The sequence below is a fragment of the Anaeromyxobacter diazotrophicus genome, from assembly GCF_013340205.1.
Taxonomy (GTDB): Bacteria; Myxococcota; Myxococcia; order Myxococcales; family Anaeromyxobacteraceae; genus Anaeromyxobacter_A; species Anaeromyxobacter_A diazotrophicus.
Genome location: NZ_BJTG01000005.1, coordinates 234,239 through 249,890 on the forward strand (window position 1 = coordinate 234,239; position 15,652 = coordinate 249,890).

General features: G+C 73.4%; 11 protein-coding genes. 7 read left to right on the plus strand and 4 right to left on the minus strand.

The features are described from left to right. The first annotated feature begins 9 nt into the window (after window positions 1-9). Window positions 10-477, plus strand: coding sequence for a cyclic nucleotide-binding domain-containing protein (locus tag HWY08_RS12255; protein WP_176065517.1), 468 nt, complete (start codon window positions 10-12; stop codon window positions 475-477). A 27-nt stretch (window positions 478-504) separates the two neighbouring features. Here the strand turns inward: HWY08_RS12255 and HWY08_RS12260 are convergent, their stop codons facing one another. Beyond that, window positions 505-2,595, minus strand: a complete 2,091-nt coding sequence (locus HWY08_RS12260) for a (Fe-S)-binding protein (RefSeq protein WP_176065519.1) — start codon at window positions 2,593-2,595, stop codon at window positions 505-507. A 254-nt stretch (window positions 2,596-2,849) separates the two neighbouring features. On the opposite strand from HWY08_RS12260, the gene HWY08_RS12265 reads away from it, so the two are divergent. Together HWY08_RS12265 and HWY08_RS12270 are read left to right on the plus strand one after the other, a co-directional pair. Next, complete coding sequence (locus HWY08_RS12265) at window positions 2,850-5,807, plus strand: hypothetical protein (protein WP_176065521.1); 2,958 nt, start codon at window positions 2,850-2,852, stop codon at window positions 5,805-5,807. Between the two features lie 12 nt (window positions 5,808-5,819). Then, entirely contained in the window at window positions 5,820-7,067 is a 1,248-nt protein-coding gene (locus HWY08_RS12270; protein WP_176065523.1) for an OmpP1/FadL family transporter, read from the plus strand. Window positions 7,068-7,127: 60 nt separating this feature from the next. On the opposite strand, the gene HWY08_RS12275 is transcribed toward HWY08_RS12270, so the two are convergent. From HWY08_RS12275 to HWY08_RS12285, 3 genes are all read right to left on the minus strand, one after another. Beyond that, window positions 7,128-8,195, minus strand: a complete 1,068-nt coding sequence (locus HWY08_RS12275) for a hypothetical protein (protein WP_176065104.1) — start codon at window positions 8,193-8,195, stop codon at window positions 7,128-7,130. Window positions 8,196-8,279: 84 nt separating this feature from the next. Next, entirely contained in the window at window positions 8,280-8,948 is a 669-nt protein-coding gene (locus tag HWY08_RS12280; RefSeq protein ID WP_176065525.1) for a DsbA family oxidoreductase, read from the minus strand. A gap of 80 nt (window positions 8,949-9,028) precedes the next feature. Continuing rightward, entirely contained in the window at window positions 9,029-10,024 is a 996-nt protein-coding gene (locus tag HWY08_RS12285; RefSeq protein WP_176065526.1) for a RimK family alpha-L-glutamate ligase, read from the minus strand. A 169-nt stretch (window positions 10,025-10,193) separates the two neighbouring features. On the opposite strand from HWY08_RS12285, the gene HWY08_RS12290 reads away from it, so the two are divergent. Genes HWY08_RS12290 through HWY08_RS12305 form a run of 4 tightly spaced genes read left to right on the plus strand, consistent with a single transcriptional unit; the run spans window position 10,194 to window position 15,500 of the window. Continuing rightward, window positions 10,194-12,986: an isoleucine--tRNA ligase gene (locus tag HWY08_RS12290; RefSeq protein ID WP_371869335.1), complete on the plus strand. Its 2,793-nt coding sequence runs from the start codon at window positions 10,194-10,196 to the stop codon at window positions 12,984-12,986. Then, entirely contained in the window at window positions 12,983-13,612 is a 630-nt protein-coding gene (lspA, locus tag HWY08_RS12295) for a signal peptidase II (RefSeq protein WP_176065530.1), read from the plus strand. The genes HWY08_RS12290 and lspA overlap by 4 nt, the downstream gene beginning before the upstream one ends. A 6-nt stretch (window positions 13,613-13,618) precedes the next feature. Further along, window positions 13,619-14,707, plus strand: a complete 1,089-nt coding sequence (gene lgt, locus HWY08_RS12300; RefSeq protein ID WP_176065532.1) for a prolipoprotein diacylglyceryl transferase — start codon at window positions 13,619-13,621, stop codon at window positions 14,705-14,707. Window positions 14,708-14,765: 58 nt separating this feature from the next. Continuing rightward, window positions 14,766-15,500 (plus strand): MXAN_5187 C-terminal domain-containing protein, encoded by a 735-nt coding sequence (locus HWY08_RS12305; protein WP_176065535.1) that lies wholly within the window; start codon window positions 14,766-14,768, stop codon window positions 15,498-15,500. Window positions 15,501-15,652 lie beyond the last annotated feature (152 nt).

Consider the following 15,652-nt stretch of genomic DNA (forward strand, 5'->3'; position numbering starts at 1 on the left):
CCCCGGCCCATGGCGGCAGACGACGTCAAGGCCCGGGCCGAGCTGCTCGACGCCACGCGCTGGGCGAACGAGTTCGCCTGGGCGGAGATCGAGAGCCTGGCGGTGCACCTGCGCGTCGAGCGGCGCCGCAAGGGCGAGGTGGTGTGCCGCGAGGGCGCCGCCGAGCCGTCGCTCTTCGTCATCGCCACCGGGTCGGTGTCGATCCTGAAGCAGGACACCGGGGAGCAGCCGAAGTTGCTGGCGCGCCTCGGGCCCGGGCAGACCATCGGCGAGATGGCGCTCCTCGACGGCCAGCCGCGCTCGGCCACCGTCGCCGCCGCCGAGGACCTGGTGCTGCTCGTGCTCGACCGGGCGGCCCTGGAGCGGCTCGTGGACGAGAAGCCGCGGCTGGGCGTGAAGCTGCTCTGGAAGCTGGCCCGCTTCCTGTCGCAGCGGCTGCGCCAGACGAGCGGCAACCTGGCCGACAAGCTGAAGTAGGGCGGGGGCTCGTCCCCCGCCGCGGGGTCACTCCCGCTCGGGCGCCGCCTGCGCCGCGGGCGCCGTGGCGCCGCCGCCGGCGGGCCTGCCGAGCTGCACCAGCCCCGACGCCACGATCTCCGCCACGTCGAGCACCTGGAGCTTCTCCTCGCGCCCGGTCTCGTTCACGCCGTCGCGGAGCATGGTCATGCAGAACGGGCACCCGACGGCGACCACGCCGCCCGAGTCGCCCAGGGTGGCCGCGGCCTCGTCCACCCGGTGCTGGTTCACGCGGGTGCCGAGCTTCTCCTCCAGCCACATCCGCCCGCCGCCGGCCCCGCAGCAGAAGCCCTGCCGCCGGTTGCGCGGCATCTCCTGCACCGCGACGCCCACGCTCTCGAGCGCCGCGCGGGGCGCCTCGTACACGCCGTTGTGGCGCGCCAGGTAGCACGGGTCGTGGAAGGTGACCGGCTGGCCGGCGAGCCCCGGGGCGCGGCCGGGCGCGAGCCGCCCGTCGGCGACGAGGCGCGCGATGAGCTCGGTGTGGTGCACCACCTCGAAGCGCCCCCCGAACTGCGGGAACTCGTTCTTGAGGGTGTTGAGGCAGTGCGGGCACTGCACCAGGATCTTCTTCACCCCGTAGCCGTTCAGGAGGTCGACGTTGGCCTGCGCCTGCATCTGGAACAGGTACTCGTTCCCGAGCCGGCGGGCCGCCTCGCCGTTGCAGGTCTCCTCCTCGCCCAGGATGGCGAACGACACCTTCGCCTCGCGCAGGATCTGGACGATGGCGCGGGAGACCTTCTTCTGGCGGTCGTCGAAGGCGCCGGCGCAGCCGACGAAGAACAGGTACTCGAACTCCTTCGTCTCGCTGGCGCGCGGCAGCGCCAGGTCCTCGCACCACTCGGTGCGCCGGTTCGAGCCGATGCCCCAGGGGTTCCCCTGGGTCTCGATGTTCTTGAAGACGCGCGCCGCCTCCTCCGGGAAGTCGGAGTCGACGAGCACCTTCTGGCGCCGCAGGTCGACGAGGCGCGGGATGTTCTCGATGAAGACCGGGCAGGCCGTCTCGCACCAGCCACAGGTGGTGCAGGCCCAGAAGGTGGCGGGCGGCACCACCTCGGAGAGGGGCGGGAGCGCGGCGGCGGCGGCCTCCTTCGCCGCCGGGTCCTTCGCGCGCCACAGCGCCGCCAGCTCGGGCGCCTTCTCGATGAGGTGGTGCTTCACGGCCCGGTTCACCTCCTTGTGGCTGAGGGGCTTCCCGGTGACGTAGGTCGGGCAGTGGGTCTGGCACCGGCCGCACTCGGTGCAGCTGTAGACGTCGAGCCCCTCCTTCCAGGAGAGGTCCTTCACGGTGGCGGCGCCGAAGGAGGCGTCCTCGCGCTCGAGGTCGAGCTTGCGCAGCGCCGAGGAGGCGGGCGGCAGCGCGCGCAGGTAGACGTTCGGGAGGCCGGTGATGATGTGGAAGTGCTTCCCGTACGGGAGGAAGTTGCCGAAGGTGAGGATGATGGCGAGGTGCAGCCAGAAGCCCGCCAGGCCGACCGCGCGCACCGCCCCCGCCGAGAGGCCGAGGCCGCGGTAGAGCTCGGCCGCGAGCGAGCCCGCCGGAGCCCAGAAGCTCGCCGCCTCGCCGGTCGCGATCATTCCGGCGCCGTCGAACATCATGTCGGTGACCATGAGCCCGGCGATGAAGCCGAGGATGAGGTTCCCCTCCCAGGAGAGCGTGATGCGGTCGGGCTTCGTGACGAGCCGCCGCCACAGGAACCCGAGCGCGGCCACGAGCGCCAGGAGCACCATCACGTCCTTCACGAACGCGTAGCCGCGGCCGAAGGGCGAGTCGGGGGCGAGGAGCGGCAGGTGGAAGCCCTCGGAGAACCCCATCCCGAAGAGCGTCACGGTCCGGAGGGCCAGCACCAGGAAGGCCGCGAAGATGACGACGTGCATGGCCCCCGGGCGGAACTCCTCCGGGTCGACCATGCGCCGCTGCCCGAAGCCGAAGCGCAGCAGCCCCTCGAGGCGCTCGCCGGCCCGATCGAGGCGGTCGACGCGCCTGAGCGCGAGGAGCGGCACGACGCGCCGCACCATCGTCCAGACGAAGAAGCTGCCTCCGGCGAGGAGCAGCAGGGTGGTGAGGAGCGGGCTCATGGCGGCGACGGTAGCCCTGCGGAAAGCGGTGCCGCAAGGGTTTAGGCGGGCCCCTGACGCGGTGCGCTGTGAGCTGGGACGCCGGGGGGGCCTCCGCGGATGACGCGCCGCGTGGTTTGCCATGCGTAAACCCCCGGTTGAATCCGACACATCTGGGGAGTCGATTCGGATATCAACAAGCGGCTAAACGGTTGCTCTCACCTTCGTCTGCCGTCCGCCGACACGCATCCGCTCCAACGTCGAGGAGACACCCCATGCATCGTCGCCGCCTCCTGACCGTGGCGTCCGCCGCGGCCGCCCTCGCGGCCTGCGCGCCGTCGATCGACAAGCACACCAACCCGGCGAGCACGGACTACGTGCTCTTCGACCCCTCGGTCTCGGAGATCCCGCTCCCGAACGACCTGGCGCTGCAGCCCACCTCGATCGCGGCCACCACCGGCGCGCAGCAGGAGCTGCTCCAGTCGTTCGCGGCGCAAGGCGGGTTCCCGAACGACCAGGAGGCGCCGATCACGATCGACGTGCAGCGCGACACGTACAGCGGGAACACCATCACGAAGGGCCCGCCGCCCGACGGGGTGGACCTCGCGACGGTGAAGCTCGTCGGGGCGGTGCCCTCGGGCGCGAACGTGGCCCTGTTCGAGAAGAAGGCGGGGGCGACGACGCCCGCGCCGGTGCCGCCCAACACCTACGCGGTGACCTACGTCCAGTCGGCCGACCGCGGGACGATCACCATCCGCAACAACCTGCACGACGTCACGCTCAGCCCCGGCGAGACGATCAAGAGCCAGCGCTGGAACGCGGGCTCGCAGTACATCGTCCTCGTCCGCGGCGGCGCGAGCGGCGTGAAGCTGAAGGGCGGCGGCGAGCTGGTGGCCCAGCCGACGATGTACCTCCTCACGCGCGGCGTGGACCTCTCGCTCGCCGAGAACGAGTACCTCCTGCCCGGCAGCGGCCGGGTGGGACGCGCCGCCACCGGCGCGCAGCTCGAGGCGCTCCGCCAGCAGTACCTGCCGCTCTTCGGCCTCGCCGAGCAGGCGTTCGGCGCCGGCGCCTCGAAGGACCTGGTCTCGGTGCAGACCTTCCAGATCGCGCCCGCCAAGGCGGGCGCGGCGGTGGTCACCGACGCCAGCGCCGGGGTGGTGCCGCTGCCCTCCGACCTGCTCCTCGACCCGGCCACCGGGGGCAAGACCATCGTCAACAACCCGGCCTTCGGCGCGCTGGCGAGCGGGATCGCGACGCTCGACGGGTTCAGCACGACGGCGATGGAGCTCACCCAGACGAGCGCGCCGGTGGTGGCCTCGACCGTCAGCGCGAGCAGCGTGTTCCTCTACGACCTCTCGAACCCGGCCGCGCCCGTGCGCCTGAAGGAGGTCAAGGAGACGATCTCGGCGGGCGGGGCGGGAGCGGCCTTCGTGGCCGAGCCGTACCAGATGACGGTGAAGCCGACCGGCGCGACCACCACGGCCGCCTGCGGGCCGACGGACGACCCCGCGGGCTGCTTCTCGCCGGCGATCGGGCTGCAGCCGGCGGTGCCGGTGCCGCTGGGGGCGACGGGTCCGTACCTGGCGCTGCCGCCGCTCAAGGAGGGCACCGAGTACGCGGTGCTCATCACGGATGGCGTGCTGAGCGCCCCCGCGACCGTCGGCGGGGCGAAGCCGCCCCTGCAGGGCTCGACGCTCTCGCGCATCCTCCTCTTCGACAGCCCGCTCGTCGACAAGGACGGCAAGTCGCAGGTGCCGGGGCAGAGCGACGCCACCGCGGCCGGGCTGGAGCAGATCCGGCAGGGCGTGGGCGCGGCGGCGAAGGCGCTCCAGGCCGAGAAGGGGATCGCGAAGTCGCACGTCGTGCTCGGGTACACCTTCCGCACGCAGACCATCACCGACGCCTCGCTGAGGCTCGCGGCCTACCCGTACTCGGCGGCCTCGAAGTTCGTGCCTGGGGCGAAGGTGGACGTCACGGCCACCTTGAAGGGCGCGGCGACCGCCAAGGGCATCCCGACCACCGGCGTCCAGGCGTTCTGGACGGTGCCCTTCTTCACCAAGAACCCCATCGACGTCGCCACCGGCGCGCTCAACCCCGACAACAGCAAGTGGACCGACGCCTCGCTCACGGCGCTGGTGGTGGTGCCGAACGGGCCGAAGCAGGGCGCCCCGCTGGTCGTCTTCCAGCACGGCCTCACGGGCGACAAGGGGAACGTGCTCGCCATCGCCAGCACGCTCGCCTCGGCCGGGTTCGTGACGGCCGCCATCGACGCGCCGCTGCACGGTGATCGGGCCTACTGCAAGGCGGACGCCGAGTGCGTGTGCGCCGCCGGCGGGACCGGCTGCAACCCGAAGTGCAACCTCTTCCCGGCCGGCGCGCAGGGCGACACGGCCTCCGGCGTGTGCTCGGCCGGCGCCGTGCCTTGCAGCGGCACCCTGGTCTCGGCGGGCGCGTGCACCACCTCGGTCTCCGGCAACTTCTTCGTCAGCGGGAACCTCTTCCGCACCCGCGACGCGCTGCGCGAGTCGATCCTCGACACCTCCGCGCTCGTCCTGGCGCTCGCTCCGCCGAGCACGCCGAGCGGCACCTTCGCCACGGACCTCGCGGCGGCCGGCGTCACCATCGACCCGAGCAAGGTCTACTGGGTCGGCCAGTCGCTCGGCGGCATCCTCGGCACGCTCAACACCGCCGCCAACCCGCGCATCAGCAAGGCGGTCCTGAACGTGCCCGGCGGGACGCTGACCGACGTCTTCACCCAGTCGCCGACCTTCGCCCCGCAGCTCACCCCGATCCTGACCTCGCTCGGCATCACGGTCGGCACGCCGCAGTACCTGCAGTTCCTCCAGGTCGCGAAGCTCGCGCTGGACGGCGGCGACCCGGTGAACTTCGGGGGCCACCTCACGGGAGACACCGCGCACCCCACCCTGAAGGACCTCCTCGCCTCGAAGCCCAACCAGTCGGCGAAGAGCGTCTTCGGCCAGGTCGCGACGGGTGACACGGTGATCCCGAACCCGTTCAACTACGAGCTCCTCGGGAACGTGTTCACCTCACCGCAGCCCGACCTGACGAAGAGCGCGAGCAACGTCTCGACCTACTCGAGCGGTGGCGGCGCGGCGACGCACGGCTTCCTGCTCGACTTCACGAACCCGACGCTGACGCTCACCGCCCAGGGCGACGCGGCCGCCTTCCTCACCGCCGGCACCCTCCCTCCCGCCGCTCAGAACAAGTAGAGGACGACACCCATGCGCACCTACGCACTCGCTGCCGCCCTCCTCCTCGCCCCGGCCGTCGCCCTCGCCGGCGGCTACGCCGTCCCCAACGTCAGCCCGCGCGACCTCTCCATGGCGGGCTCGCTCCACGCCGCCCAGGTGGACGCCGGCGCGGCCTTCGTGAACCCGGCCGCGCTGGCCAACCTCGACGGCCTGTCGCTGTCGCTCGGGGCCGGGCTCATCGACAACCGCAGCACCTGGACCGGCGTCGGCCCGGAGGCCGGCAAGAGCGCGAGCCAGTACGTGAAGCCGGCCTTCCCGCCCGCGGTCTACGCGGCGTATGGCCTGCCGCTCTCCGGCGACATGCGGCTCGGCGTCGGCGTGGGCATGACGGTGCCCTTCGGCGGCAACGTCAACTGGCCGGCCGGCTGGCCGGGCCGCTTCGACATCCTCACCGTCAACCGGCGCATCTACGGCACCTACTTCACGGCGGGCCTCCAGCTCGCGAAGTGGGTGCGCGTCGGCGGCGGGCTCATCTGGTACCGCGGGACGGAGAAGCTCACCCAGAACGTGAACTTCTACCCGGAGACCGAGGCGCAGCTGTCGGCCTCGGGCAACAAGCTCTCCTACGACGTCTCGCTCGAGCTGCAGCCCATCGAGCCGCTCAAGCTCGCCTTCGACTACAAGCACAAGGCGGACATGTCGCTCACCGGCGACGCCACGTTCGGCGGGGCGCCGGCGCAGTTCGCCTCCCGCGCGCTCGATCAGGGCGTCACCCACGACCTGACCATGCCGAACTACCTGGCGTTCGCGGCCGCGTACCAGGTGATGCCGGAGCTGCTCGTGACCGGCGCCTTCACCTGGGACCGCTTCATCGTCTACGACAAGGACGCGTTCATCGGCACCGCCGGCGCGGCGATCGTCGTGCCCCGCCACTACCACAACGGCTACACCTTCCGGCTCGGGGCCGAGCTCGCGCCCATGGAGAAGCTCAAGGTCCGCGCGGGCGTGCTGCGCGACATCACGCCGACGCCGGCGGAGTGGCTGTCGCCCACCATCCCCGACTCGGACGTGTGGGGCGCCTCGATCGGCGTCGGCTACACGGTCTCGCCCGGCCTCGACGTGAACCTGGCCTACTTCCACGCCTGGTTCGACGCGGTCACCACGCCGCCGGGGGCCGGCGGTCAGTACAACGTGCTCCCGGGCCGGTACACGCCCTTCGCGAACATCGCCAGCGTGGGCGTGAGCTGGGCGCCCGAGAAGACGTTCGGGAAGCTCTAGGTACCGCTCGCGGTGAAACGGGACCTCGCCCGCCTCGGCGCGGGCGAGGTCCTCTGCTGTTCAGCGGTCGTCGCGGGCGCGCTTGGCCGCGTCGCGGATTTCGTGCTTCTCGCCCGGCTCCTTCGAGCGGCCGCCGCCGTTGTCCTTCTTGGCCTGGCCGGGCGGCGTGCCGCCGTGGCCCGGCGGCGTGGCCGGCTGGCCCGCGGGCGCGAGGCTGCGGCCCGGGCCGGCGACGGTCTGCGCCGGGGGGGCGTAGGTCTGGCCGGGAGGCGTTCCACCGCGGCCCGGGGGCGTGAAGGCCTGGCCCGGCGGTGTGCCGCCGTGGCCGGGCGGCGTGAAGGCCTGCCCCGGCGGCGTCCCACCCTGCCCGGGCGGCGTCCCGCCCTGGCCCGGCGGTGGGTTGGGGCGGACGGTGGCGCCCCAACCGTTCGGCTGCGCCGGCCGCGGGGGGTAGGCGGGCTGCGGCTGCGCGTAGGGCTGCGGCGCCGGGCGCGGCGCGTAGGCCGGCGCGGGGGCCGGCGCGGGGGCCGGAGCCGGAGCCGGGGCGTAAGCGGGCGCCGGCGCCGGGCGGGGGGCGTAGCCAGGGGCCGGAGCCGGCGCGCGGTAGGCGGGCGCCGGCGCGGGCGCCTGGCGCGGGTCGTAGAAGCGCGCCGGCGCGGGCCGCACCCAGTAGCTGCGCGGCGGCTGCTGCGCGGCGCTGTACGGGCCGCGGTAGAGGTAGCCGCGGCCGGGGTGGAACGCCCAGTACGCGTCGCGCGGCGGCGCGTAGTCGTGGACGTGGGGGCCGCTGAGGTAGCACCACCCGCCGCCCGGGAGCGGGTGGCCGGCGTAGTAGGTCACCGCGACCGGCGCGCGCCAGGCGTAGTAGCCGTTCTCGACCACGAAGAGGTCGGCGCGCTCCGGGTAGTAGTCGTGCTCGTGCGGGCCGTCGAGGTAGCACCAGCCGCCGCCCGGGATGGCGTGCTCGCCGTAGTAGGCGACGCGCAGCGGCGGGGCCGGCGCCGGCGCGGGCTCCGCGTACACCGGCATGGGCTCGGGGGGCGGCCCGGCCGGCACGGTCGTGACCGTGCGGACGACGCAGCCGCCGAGGAGGGACGCGAAGACGGGGAGGAGCAGGAGACGGCGCATGGGCACCCTCGCTGGTGGACGACCCGTTCTAGGACGTTCGCGGTCGAGCGTCCATTCACGGGCCCCGCCGCGCGATGTGCGCGCTCAGTGCACGGTGTGCTCGACGGTGGTCCCGGCGCGCTTCGCCAGGTACCGCTTCAGCACGGTGCGGTACTCGCGCAGGGAGCGCACCCCGGCCACCAGCCAGTCCTCGCCCACCACCAGCGAGGGGCCGAGCTCGACCCCGCGATCGCACGCGTCCTCGATGGAGGCGCGCACCGCGCGATCGGTGCCGGGCGCCTGGAACGCCGGGACGAAGCGGGCCATGTCGAGGCCGCAGCGGGAGGCGAGCTCCAGCACCACGTCGCTGCGCGACACGTCGAGCCCGCAGACCAGCGCGGCGGTGCGGAGCGCCTCGCGCAGGCTGGCGGCGGCGGCGGGGCCCTGCATGCGCGCGGCGGCCACCGCGAGGAGCGGCGGTGCCGAGGTGTGCGGGCCGCGCCCGTCCTCCCACAGCTCGGTGGAGAAGGGCGGCGCGTCGGCCTCGCGCGCGGCGCGCTCGAGCTCGCGCACGCGCTGGCGGCGCTCGGCCGCGGTGGGCGCGCGCGGGTCCCACCGCCGCGGCCAGGGCGCGCTGGCGAGCGGCGCGAAGCGGCCGTGCAGCTCGTCGGCGGCGGTGGTGATCCGCTGCTCGGCGAGCCAGGCCCAGGGGTCGAGCAGGTCGCCGTGGAGGACGAGGGAGATGAGGCCGGAGGTCGAGGTGCGGGGAGCCACGCGCGGGCACTATCCGACGAGTGGGGCCCGTGGAGAAGAGCCGGGCGAGCGAGCCGAGCTGACCCACCCCCTCCGCCGGACTAGATCAACCGGGCCTTCGACCAGCCGGCCGCGTGGGCGCGGGCGAGCTCCACCGCGTGCTCGACGTAGAGGCCCGCGATGTCCTGGCCGGTGACCTGCTCCAGCCCCTCGAAGCCGGGCGAGCTGTTCACCTCCATGATCTTCGGCCCCTCCTTCGACTCCAGCATGTCGACGCCCGCCACCTCCAGGCCGATGACCCGCGCCGCCTTCACCGCCGCCTCGGCGTAGGCGGGCGGCAGCTCGATCGCCTGCCCCTCGCCGCCCCGGTGGATGTTGGAGCGGAACTCGCCCTCGCGCGCGGTGCGGCGCATGGCCGCCACCACCCGGTCGCCGATGACGAGCGCCCGCACGTCCTTGCCGCGCGACTCGGCGATGAGCTCCTGGATGAGGATCTCCTGGCCGAGGTGCCAGAGCGTGTCGAGCATCCCCTCGACCTCGGTCATGGTGCTCGCGAGGAGCACGCCCACCCCCTGCGTGCCCTGGATGAGCTTCATGATGCAGGGCAGCCCGCCCACCTGCTCCACCGCGAGCGGCACCTCCTCGCGGTAGCGGCACATCACCGTGCGCGGGATGTCGATGCCGAAGCGCGAGAGGAGCTGCAGCGCGCGGAGCTTGTCGCGCGAGCGGGCGATGGGCACCGAGTTGTTGAGGGTGGGGACCCCCATCATGTCGAACTGGTTCACCACCGAGAGCCCGTACCCGGTGATGGAGGCGCCGATGCGCGGGATGACCACGTCGATCCGCCCCACCTCCGCCCCGCGGTAGAAGACGCGCGGCGCGTCGCGGGCGAGCACGAGCTGGCAGCGCAGGGTGTCGAGCACCTTCACCGCGTGGCCGCGCTGCTTCGCCGCCTCGACCAGGCGCCGGGTCGAGTAGAGCTTCTTGTTGCGGGAGAGGACGGCGAGCCGCAGCCGCCCGTCGGCGCGGCGCCGGGACGGGCCGCGCGCCGGCTTCACGCGGGGTGCGCCTCGGGGGTCGGGGGCTCGGGCCGGCATCGAAGGCGGGGAGCTTAGGCCCCGCGGCGCCGGTCCCGCAACCGCCGTCCCGCGGCGCCGCGTTCGTTGCTCCCCCCTCGCGCCGCTGCTACAAAACGTGTTTTCCACGAGGGTCCACTTGGCTGCCGACTACAAGGACACGGTCCACCTCCCGAAGACGGACTTCCCGATGAAGGCCAACCTGCCCCAGCGGGAGCCGGAGATCCTGCGGGCCTGGGAGGAGGAGGGCGTCTTCGAGAAGCTCGTCGCGCGCGCCGCGGCGCGGCCGGGCGCGCGCCGCTTCGTGCTCCACGACGGCCCGCCCTACGCCAACGGCGACATCCACATCGGCCACGCCCTCAACAAGATCCTGAAGGACGTGATCGTGAAGTACCACGCCATGCTGGGCGAGGTGGCGGACTACGTGCCGGGCTGGGACTGCCACGGGCTGCCCATCGAGCTCAAGGTGGACAAGGAGCTCGGGCCGAAGAAGCGCGAGATGGGGCGGGCGGACGTCATCCTGGCCTGCCGCCGCTACGCGCTCAAGTGGATCGAGAAGCAGCGCGACGCCTTCAAGCGGCTCGGCGTCTTCGGCCGCTGGGGCGAGCCGTACCTCACCATGGCGCGCGGCTACGAGGCGGACACCGTCCGCGTGCTGGCGCGCGCCGCCGAGCAGGGCTTCCTCTACCGGGGCAAGAAGCCGGTCTACTGGTGCATCACCGACCGCACCGCCCTGGCCGAGGCCGAGGTCGAGTACGCCGACCACGCCTCGCCCTCCATCCACGTCGCCTTCGACCTCGTCTCGCCGCTGCCCGGCGGGAAGCTCGCCGGCCGGAAGGCGCGGCTCGTCATCTGGACCACCACGCCCTGGACGCTCCCCGCCAACCTGGCGGTGGCCGCGCACCCCGAGCTCGTCTACGTGGCGTACGACCTCGCCGGCACGGTGGTGGTGGTGGCGAAGGACCTCCTCGCGAGCTTCCTCGCCGCGGTCGCGCCGGGCGAGCTCGTCCCGACCGCGCCCCCCGCGCACGCGCCCCAGGCGCACGAGGCGATGACGAGCGGCGGCGGCACTGGCGCGGCGCTCGCCCACCCCGAGCGCGTCCTCGCCACCTTCCAGGGCAAGGAGCTCGAGGGGCTCGTCTACCGGCACCCCTTCATGGACCGCGAGGGCACGGTCATCCTGGGCGAGCACGTGACGCTCGAGGCCGGCACCGGCCTCGTCCACACCGCGCCCGGCCACGGCCAGGAGGACTACCAGGTGGGGCAGCAGTACGGCCTCGCCATCCTGAACCCGGTGGACGGGGCGGGCCGCTTCACCGCCGAGGCGGGCCCGTACGCCGGCCAGAAGATCTTCGAGGCGAACCCGAAGATCGTGGCCGACCTGGCCGCCTCGGGGCACCTCCTCTCCGATCCCAAGGCGCAGCTCCGGCACAGCTACCCGCACTGCTGGCGCTGCCACAACCCGGTCGTCTTCCGGGCCACCGACCAGTGGTTCCTCTCCATGGAGCACGCCGAGCTCCGGAAGCGCACGCTGGAGGAGATCCGGCGGGTGCAGTGGATCCCGAGCTGGGGCGAGGAGCGCATCTCGAACATGATCGAGAACCGCCCGGACTGGTGCCTGTCGCGCCAGCGCACCTGGGGCGTGCCCATCCCGGTCTTCTACTGCGAGCAGTGCGACGAGCCGCTCGTCTCGCCCGCGGTGATGCGGCGGGTGGCGGACGCCTTCGAGGAGGAGGGCATCGAGGCCTGGTACACGCGCGACGCCGCGCAGCTCGCCGGCGACGCGAAGTGCGGGAAGTGCGGCGGTCAGGCCTGGCGCCGCGAGCAGGACATCCTCGACGTGTGGTGGGACTCGGGCAGCTCCTGGGCGGCGGTGGCCGAGCGGCGCGGGATGGGCGTGCCGGTGGACCTGTACCTCGAGGGCTCCGACCAGCACCGCGGCTGGTTCCACAGCTCGCTCCTCACCTCGATGGCGGTGCGCGGGAGCGCGCCCTACAAGGCGGTCCTCACCCACGGCTTCGTCCTCGACGCGCAGGGCAAGGCCATGTCGAAGAGCGTCGGCAACACGGTGGCGCCGGAGGAGGTGCTGAAGAAGTACGGCGCCGACGTGCTCCGGCTGTGGGTGGCCTCCACCGACTACCGCGAGGACGTGCGGCTCGGCGACGAGATCCTGGCCGGCCTGGCCGAGGGGTACCGCAAGATCCGCAACACCGTGCGCTGGGCGCTCGGGAACCTCGACGGCTTCGACCCGGCCACCCAGAGCGTGCCGGTGGAGGAGCTGGAGGACATCGACCGCTGGGCGGTGTCTCGGCTCGTGGAGTGGGAGGCGAAGGTGAAGCAGGCCTACGCCGACTACGAGTTCCACCTCGCCTACCACGCGACCGTGCAGCTCTGCGCGGTGGAGCTCTCGGCGCAGTACTTCGACATCATCAAGGACCGGCTCTACACGGCGAAGAAGGACGGGAAGGCGCGGCGGAGCGCCCAGACCGCGCTCCACCTCATCGCCGGCGACCTCCTGCGGCTGCTCGCCCCCATCCTCTCCTTCACCGCCGAGGAGGCGTGGGGCTTCCTCCCCGAGCCGCCGGCGGAGGACTCGGTGTTCTACGCCGGGTTCCCGGAGCGGACACGGCCGGCCGATGCGGCCGCGCTGGAGGCGCGCTACGGGCGGCTCTTCGCCGTGCGCGCGGTGGTGCAGAAGGCGCTCGAGGAGGCGCGGCGCGCGAAGCTCATCGGCTCCGGCCTGGAGGCGCAGGTCACGGTCCGCGCCGAGGGCGAGGAGCTGGCGCTGCTCGAGGCTTACCGGGCCGAGCTGCCGGTGCTCTTCATCGTCTCGAAGGTGCTGCTCGAGAAGGGCCCGCTCGCGGCCGAGGTGGCCAAGGCGCCCGGCGCGAAGTGCCCGCGCTGCTGGGGCGTCCACGAGGACATCGGCCAGGACGCGCGGCACCCCGAGCTGTGCGGCAAGTGCGCGGCGGCGCTCGCGTGAGCGCCCGCGGCCCGGACAAGTGGAAGCTCCTCGCCGCGCTGGCGGCGCTGGGGATCGCGCTCGACCAGTGGACGAAGTACCTGGCGGTGGAGCGGCTCACCAGCGCCTTCGCGCGGGTCGGCGCGCACGGGCTCGAGGCGCGGCTGGCGGCCTTCTTCCGGCTGCGCTACCTCGAGCCGCTCGCCACCGAGCCGTACTACGTGTTCAGGCCCTTCTGGCGCATGAACTACGTGGAGAACCCGGCCGCGGCGTTCAGCATGTTCTCGTTCGTGCCGCCCGACCTGCGCTACCGGCTGTTCCTGCTGGTGTCGGTGGCGGCGATCGGGTTCGTCTTCTACTACTACCGCCGCCTCGCGACCTCGCAGCGCTTCCTGCAGGTGGCGCTCGCCTTCGTGCTGGCGGGCACGGTGGGGAACCTCGTCGACCGGCTCGCCCGCCGGTACGTCATCGACTTCGTCGAGTGGTACTGGTGGAACCGGCCCGACCTGCGCTGGCCCACCTTCAACGTGGCCGACTCGCTGCTCGTGGTGGGGATCGCCATGCTGCTCGTGCACCCCGCCCCGAAGGCGGCGCCGGGCAGCCTCGACCTCGGGCCCGGGAACAAGCGGACCGCCTCGCGGGTCTAGTCTCCCGTGCTCCCCATCCTCTTCACCCTGACCGTCCCGGCGGGGCTGGCGCTGCCGCTGGCCGCGCTCGCCGTGGCCGTCACCGCCGCGCTGCGGGCGTGGGCGCTCCGCCGCCGGCTCGCGGCCGAGGGCGAGGCGCTCGGCTGGGGTGCGGCGCTGTGGGACGACCGCGGCACGATCGGCCTGCTCCTCGCCGCGCTCGCCGCCGCCGGCTGGCTCGGGCTCCTCGACGGCCCGGTCGCCCTGCCGCTCCACACCTACGGGCTCATGATCGCCGCCGGCTTCGTGGCGGGCGTCGCGCTCGCGCAGCGCGAGGCGAAGCGGCGAGGGCTCGACGGCGAGCGGGTGGGCGACCTCGCCTTCTACGTGCTGCTCGCCGCGCTCGTCGGGAGCCGGCTCTACTTCATCGGCGTGAACTGGCGCGACTACGTGGGCGAGAGCGCCTTCATGTCCTTCCACGGCCTGCGCCTGCCGCGCGCGCTCGCGCTGTGGGAGGGCGGGCTCGTCTTCTACGGCGGCTTCATCGCCGCCGCGCTCGCCGCCTGGGCGTACCTGCGGCGCCACCGGATGGCGTTCTTGCCGTACGCCGACGCGCTCATCCCGTCGCTCGCGCTCGGCCACTTCTTCGGGCGGCTGGGGTGCTTCTCCGCCGGCTGCTGCTGGGGGAGCGTGTCGCACGCGCACCTGCCCTGGCTGGTGCGCTTCCCCCCCGAGTCGCTCGCCTACCAGACCTTCGCCGGCCGCGCGGACGGCGCCGCGCTGCTGGCGGCCGACCGGCTGACCACGCTGCCGGTGCACCCCACCCAGCTCTACGAGGCCTTCGGCGAGCTCGGGCTCTTCGCCTGGCTCGCGCTGTGGGTCGGGCCGCGGCGGCGCTTCGACGGCCAGGTGCTGGCCGCCTGGCTCATGGCCTACGCGGTGCTGCGGACGGTGGTGGAGGTGTTCCGCGGGGACGTCGAGCGCGGGGTGGTGGCCGGGCTCGGGGTCGGCCAGTGGACGTCGCTCGTGATCTTCGCCCTCGGCGCCGGCGTGTGGGCGATCGGGCGCCGCCTGCGCACCCGCGCGGCGGCGGCGGGCCCGGCGCTGGCGGCCTAGGCGACCCCCGGGCGCGCGCCCTTCATCGGCCGCCGCGTTCCCGCTAGAGTGACGGCGCGTGGCGCGACCGCCCCAGAAGCCGGCGCTCGGCAACAAGCTCTCCGCTCAGGCGTCGCAGGATCCGCGCGCCCAGGAGGAGTCGGCGCGGCAGGACCGGCACCGGACCGACGACCTCGCCGAGACCTGCGGGCGGATCGAGGAGGACCTCGAGGCGCTGAAGGCGCGCTACGAGATGTACTTCCTCGGCATCGAGCGGCGCGAGCCCGCGCGCGAGCGCGACGAGATGAAGCGCCGCGTGGCACGCCTCCAGGGCGAGTTCATCCGCAACACCGGCCTGCGCTTCCGGGTGCAGACGCTGCACGCGCGCTTCCTGTCGTACGAGCGGATGTGGATGCGGAGCACGCGCGAGCGGGAGGAGGGCACCTACCAGCGCGACCTCAAGAAGCTGCGCCGCCGGGGGCCCGCCGAACCGGCCGCCGCCCAGCTCGCGGCGCCGGGTGCGCCAGCCGCGCCCACGCCCGCCGTGCCAGGACCCGCCGTCAAGCCGGCCGCGCCGCCTCCGCCGCCGGTCCCCGGGGCCTCCGAGGCGAAGCTGCGCGCCCTCTACGCGGAGTACCTCGCCGCGAAGCGGCAGTGCGGCGAGGACGTGTCGCGCTTTACCTACGAGGCGCTCGCCCGCACGGTCGCGAAGCAGGTGCCCGAGCTGATCCAGAAGTACAAGGCGAAGACGGTCGACTTCCGCGTCGAGGTGAAGGGCGGCCGCGCCGTGCTGAAGGTGCTGCCGCGGGTGTGATGGCCCCACCCCGCGGTCTCGATCCGTAGGGCGGGGGCTCGTCCCCCGCCGCGGCGCACCTGGTTCGACCCCCAGCAAAAGCCAGCGACAGCCCAGGAAGGGAGCGCTCGACCCTCGGTCGGGGGAAGAGGCGCCCCATCGGCCCGCGCCGC

Bases quoted from the DNA above. Each gene is read 5' to 3' on its own strand.
- HWY08_RS12255 (WP_176065517.1), top strand. From the start codon at position 10: ATGGCGGCAGACGACGTCAAGGCCCGGGCCGAGCTGCTCGACGCCACG.
- HWY08_RS12275 (WP_176065104.1), bottom strand. From the start codon at position 8,195: ATGCGCCGTCTCCTGCTCCTCCCCGTCTTCGCGTCCCTCCTCGGCGGC.
- HWY08_RS12285 (WP_176065526.1), bottom strand. From the start codon at position 10,024: ATGCCGGCCCGAGCCCCCGACCCCCGAGGCGCACCCCGCGTGAAGCCG.
- HWY08_RS12290 (WP_371869335.1), top strand. From the start codon at position 10,194: ATGAAGGCCAACCTGCCCCAGCGGGAGCCGGAGATCCTGCGGGCCTGG.
- HWY08_RS12260 (WP_176065519.1), bottom strand. From the start codon at position 2,595: ATGAGCCCGCTCCTCACCACCCTGCTGCTCCTCGCCGGAGGCAGCTTC.
- HWY08_RS12265 (WP_176065521.1), top strand. From the start codon at position 2,850: ATGCATCGTCGCCGCCTCCTGACCGTGGCGTCCGCCGCGGCCGCCCTC.
- HWY08_RS12270 (WP_176065523.1), top strand. From the start codon at position 5,820: ATGCGCACCTACGCACTCGCTGCCGCCCTCCTCCTCGCCCCGGCCGTC.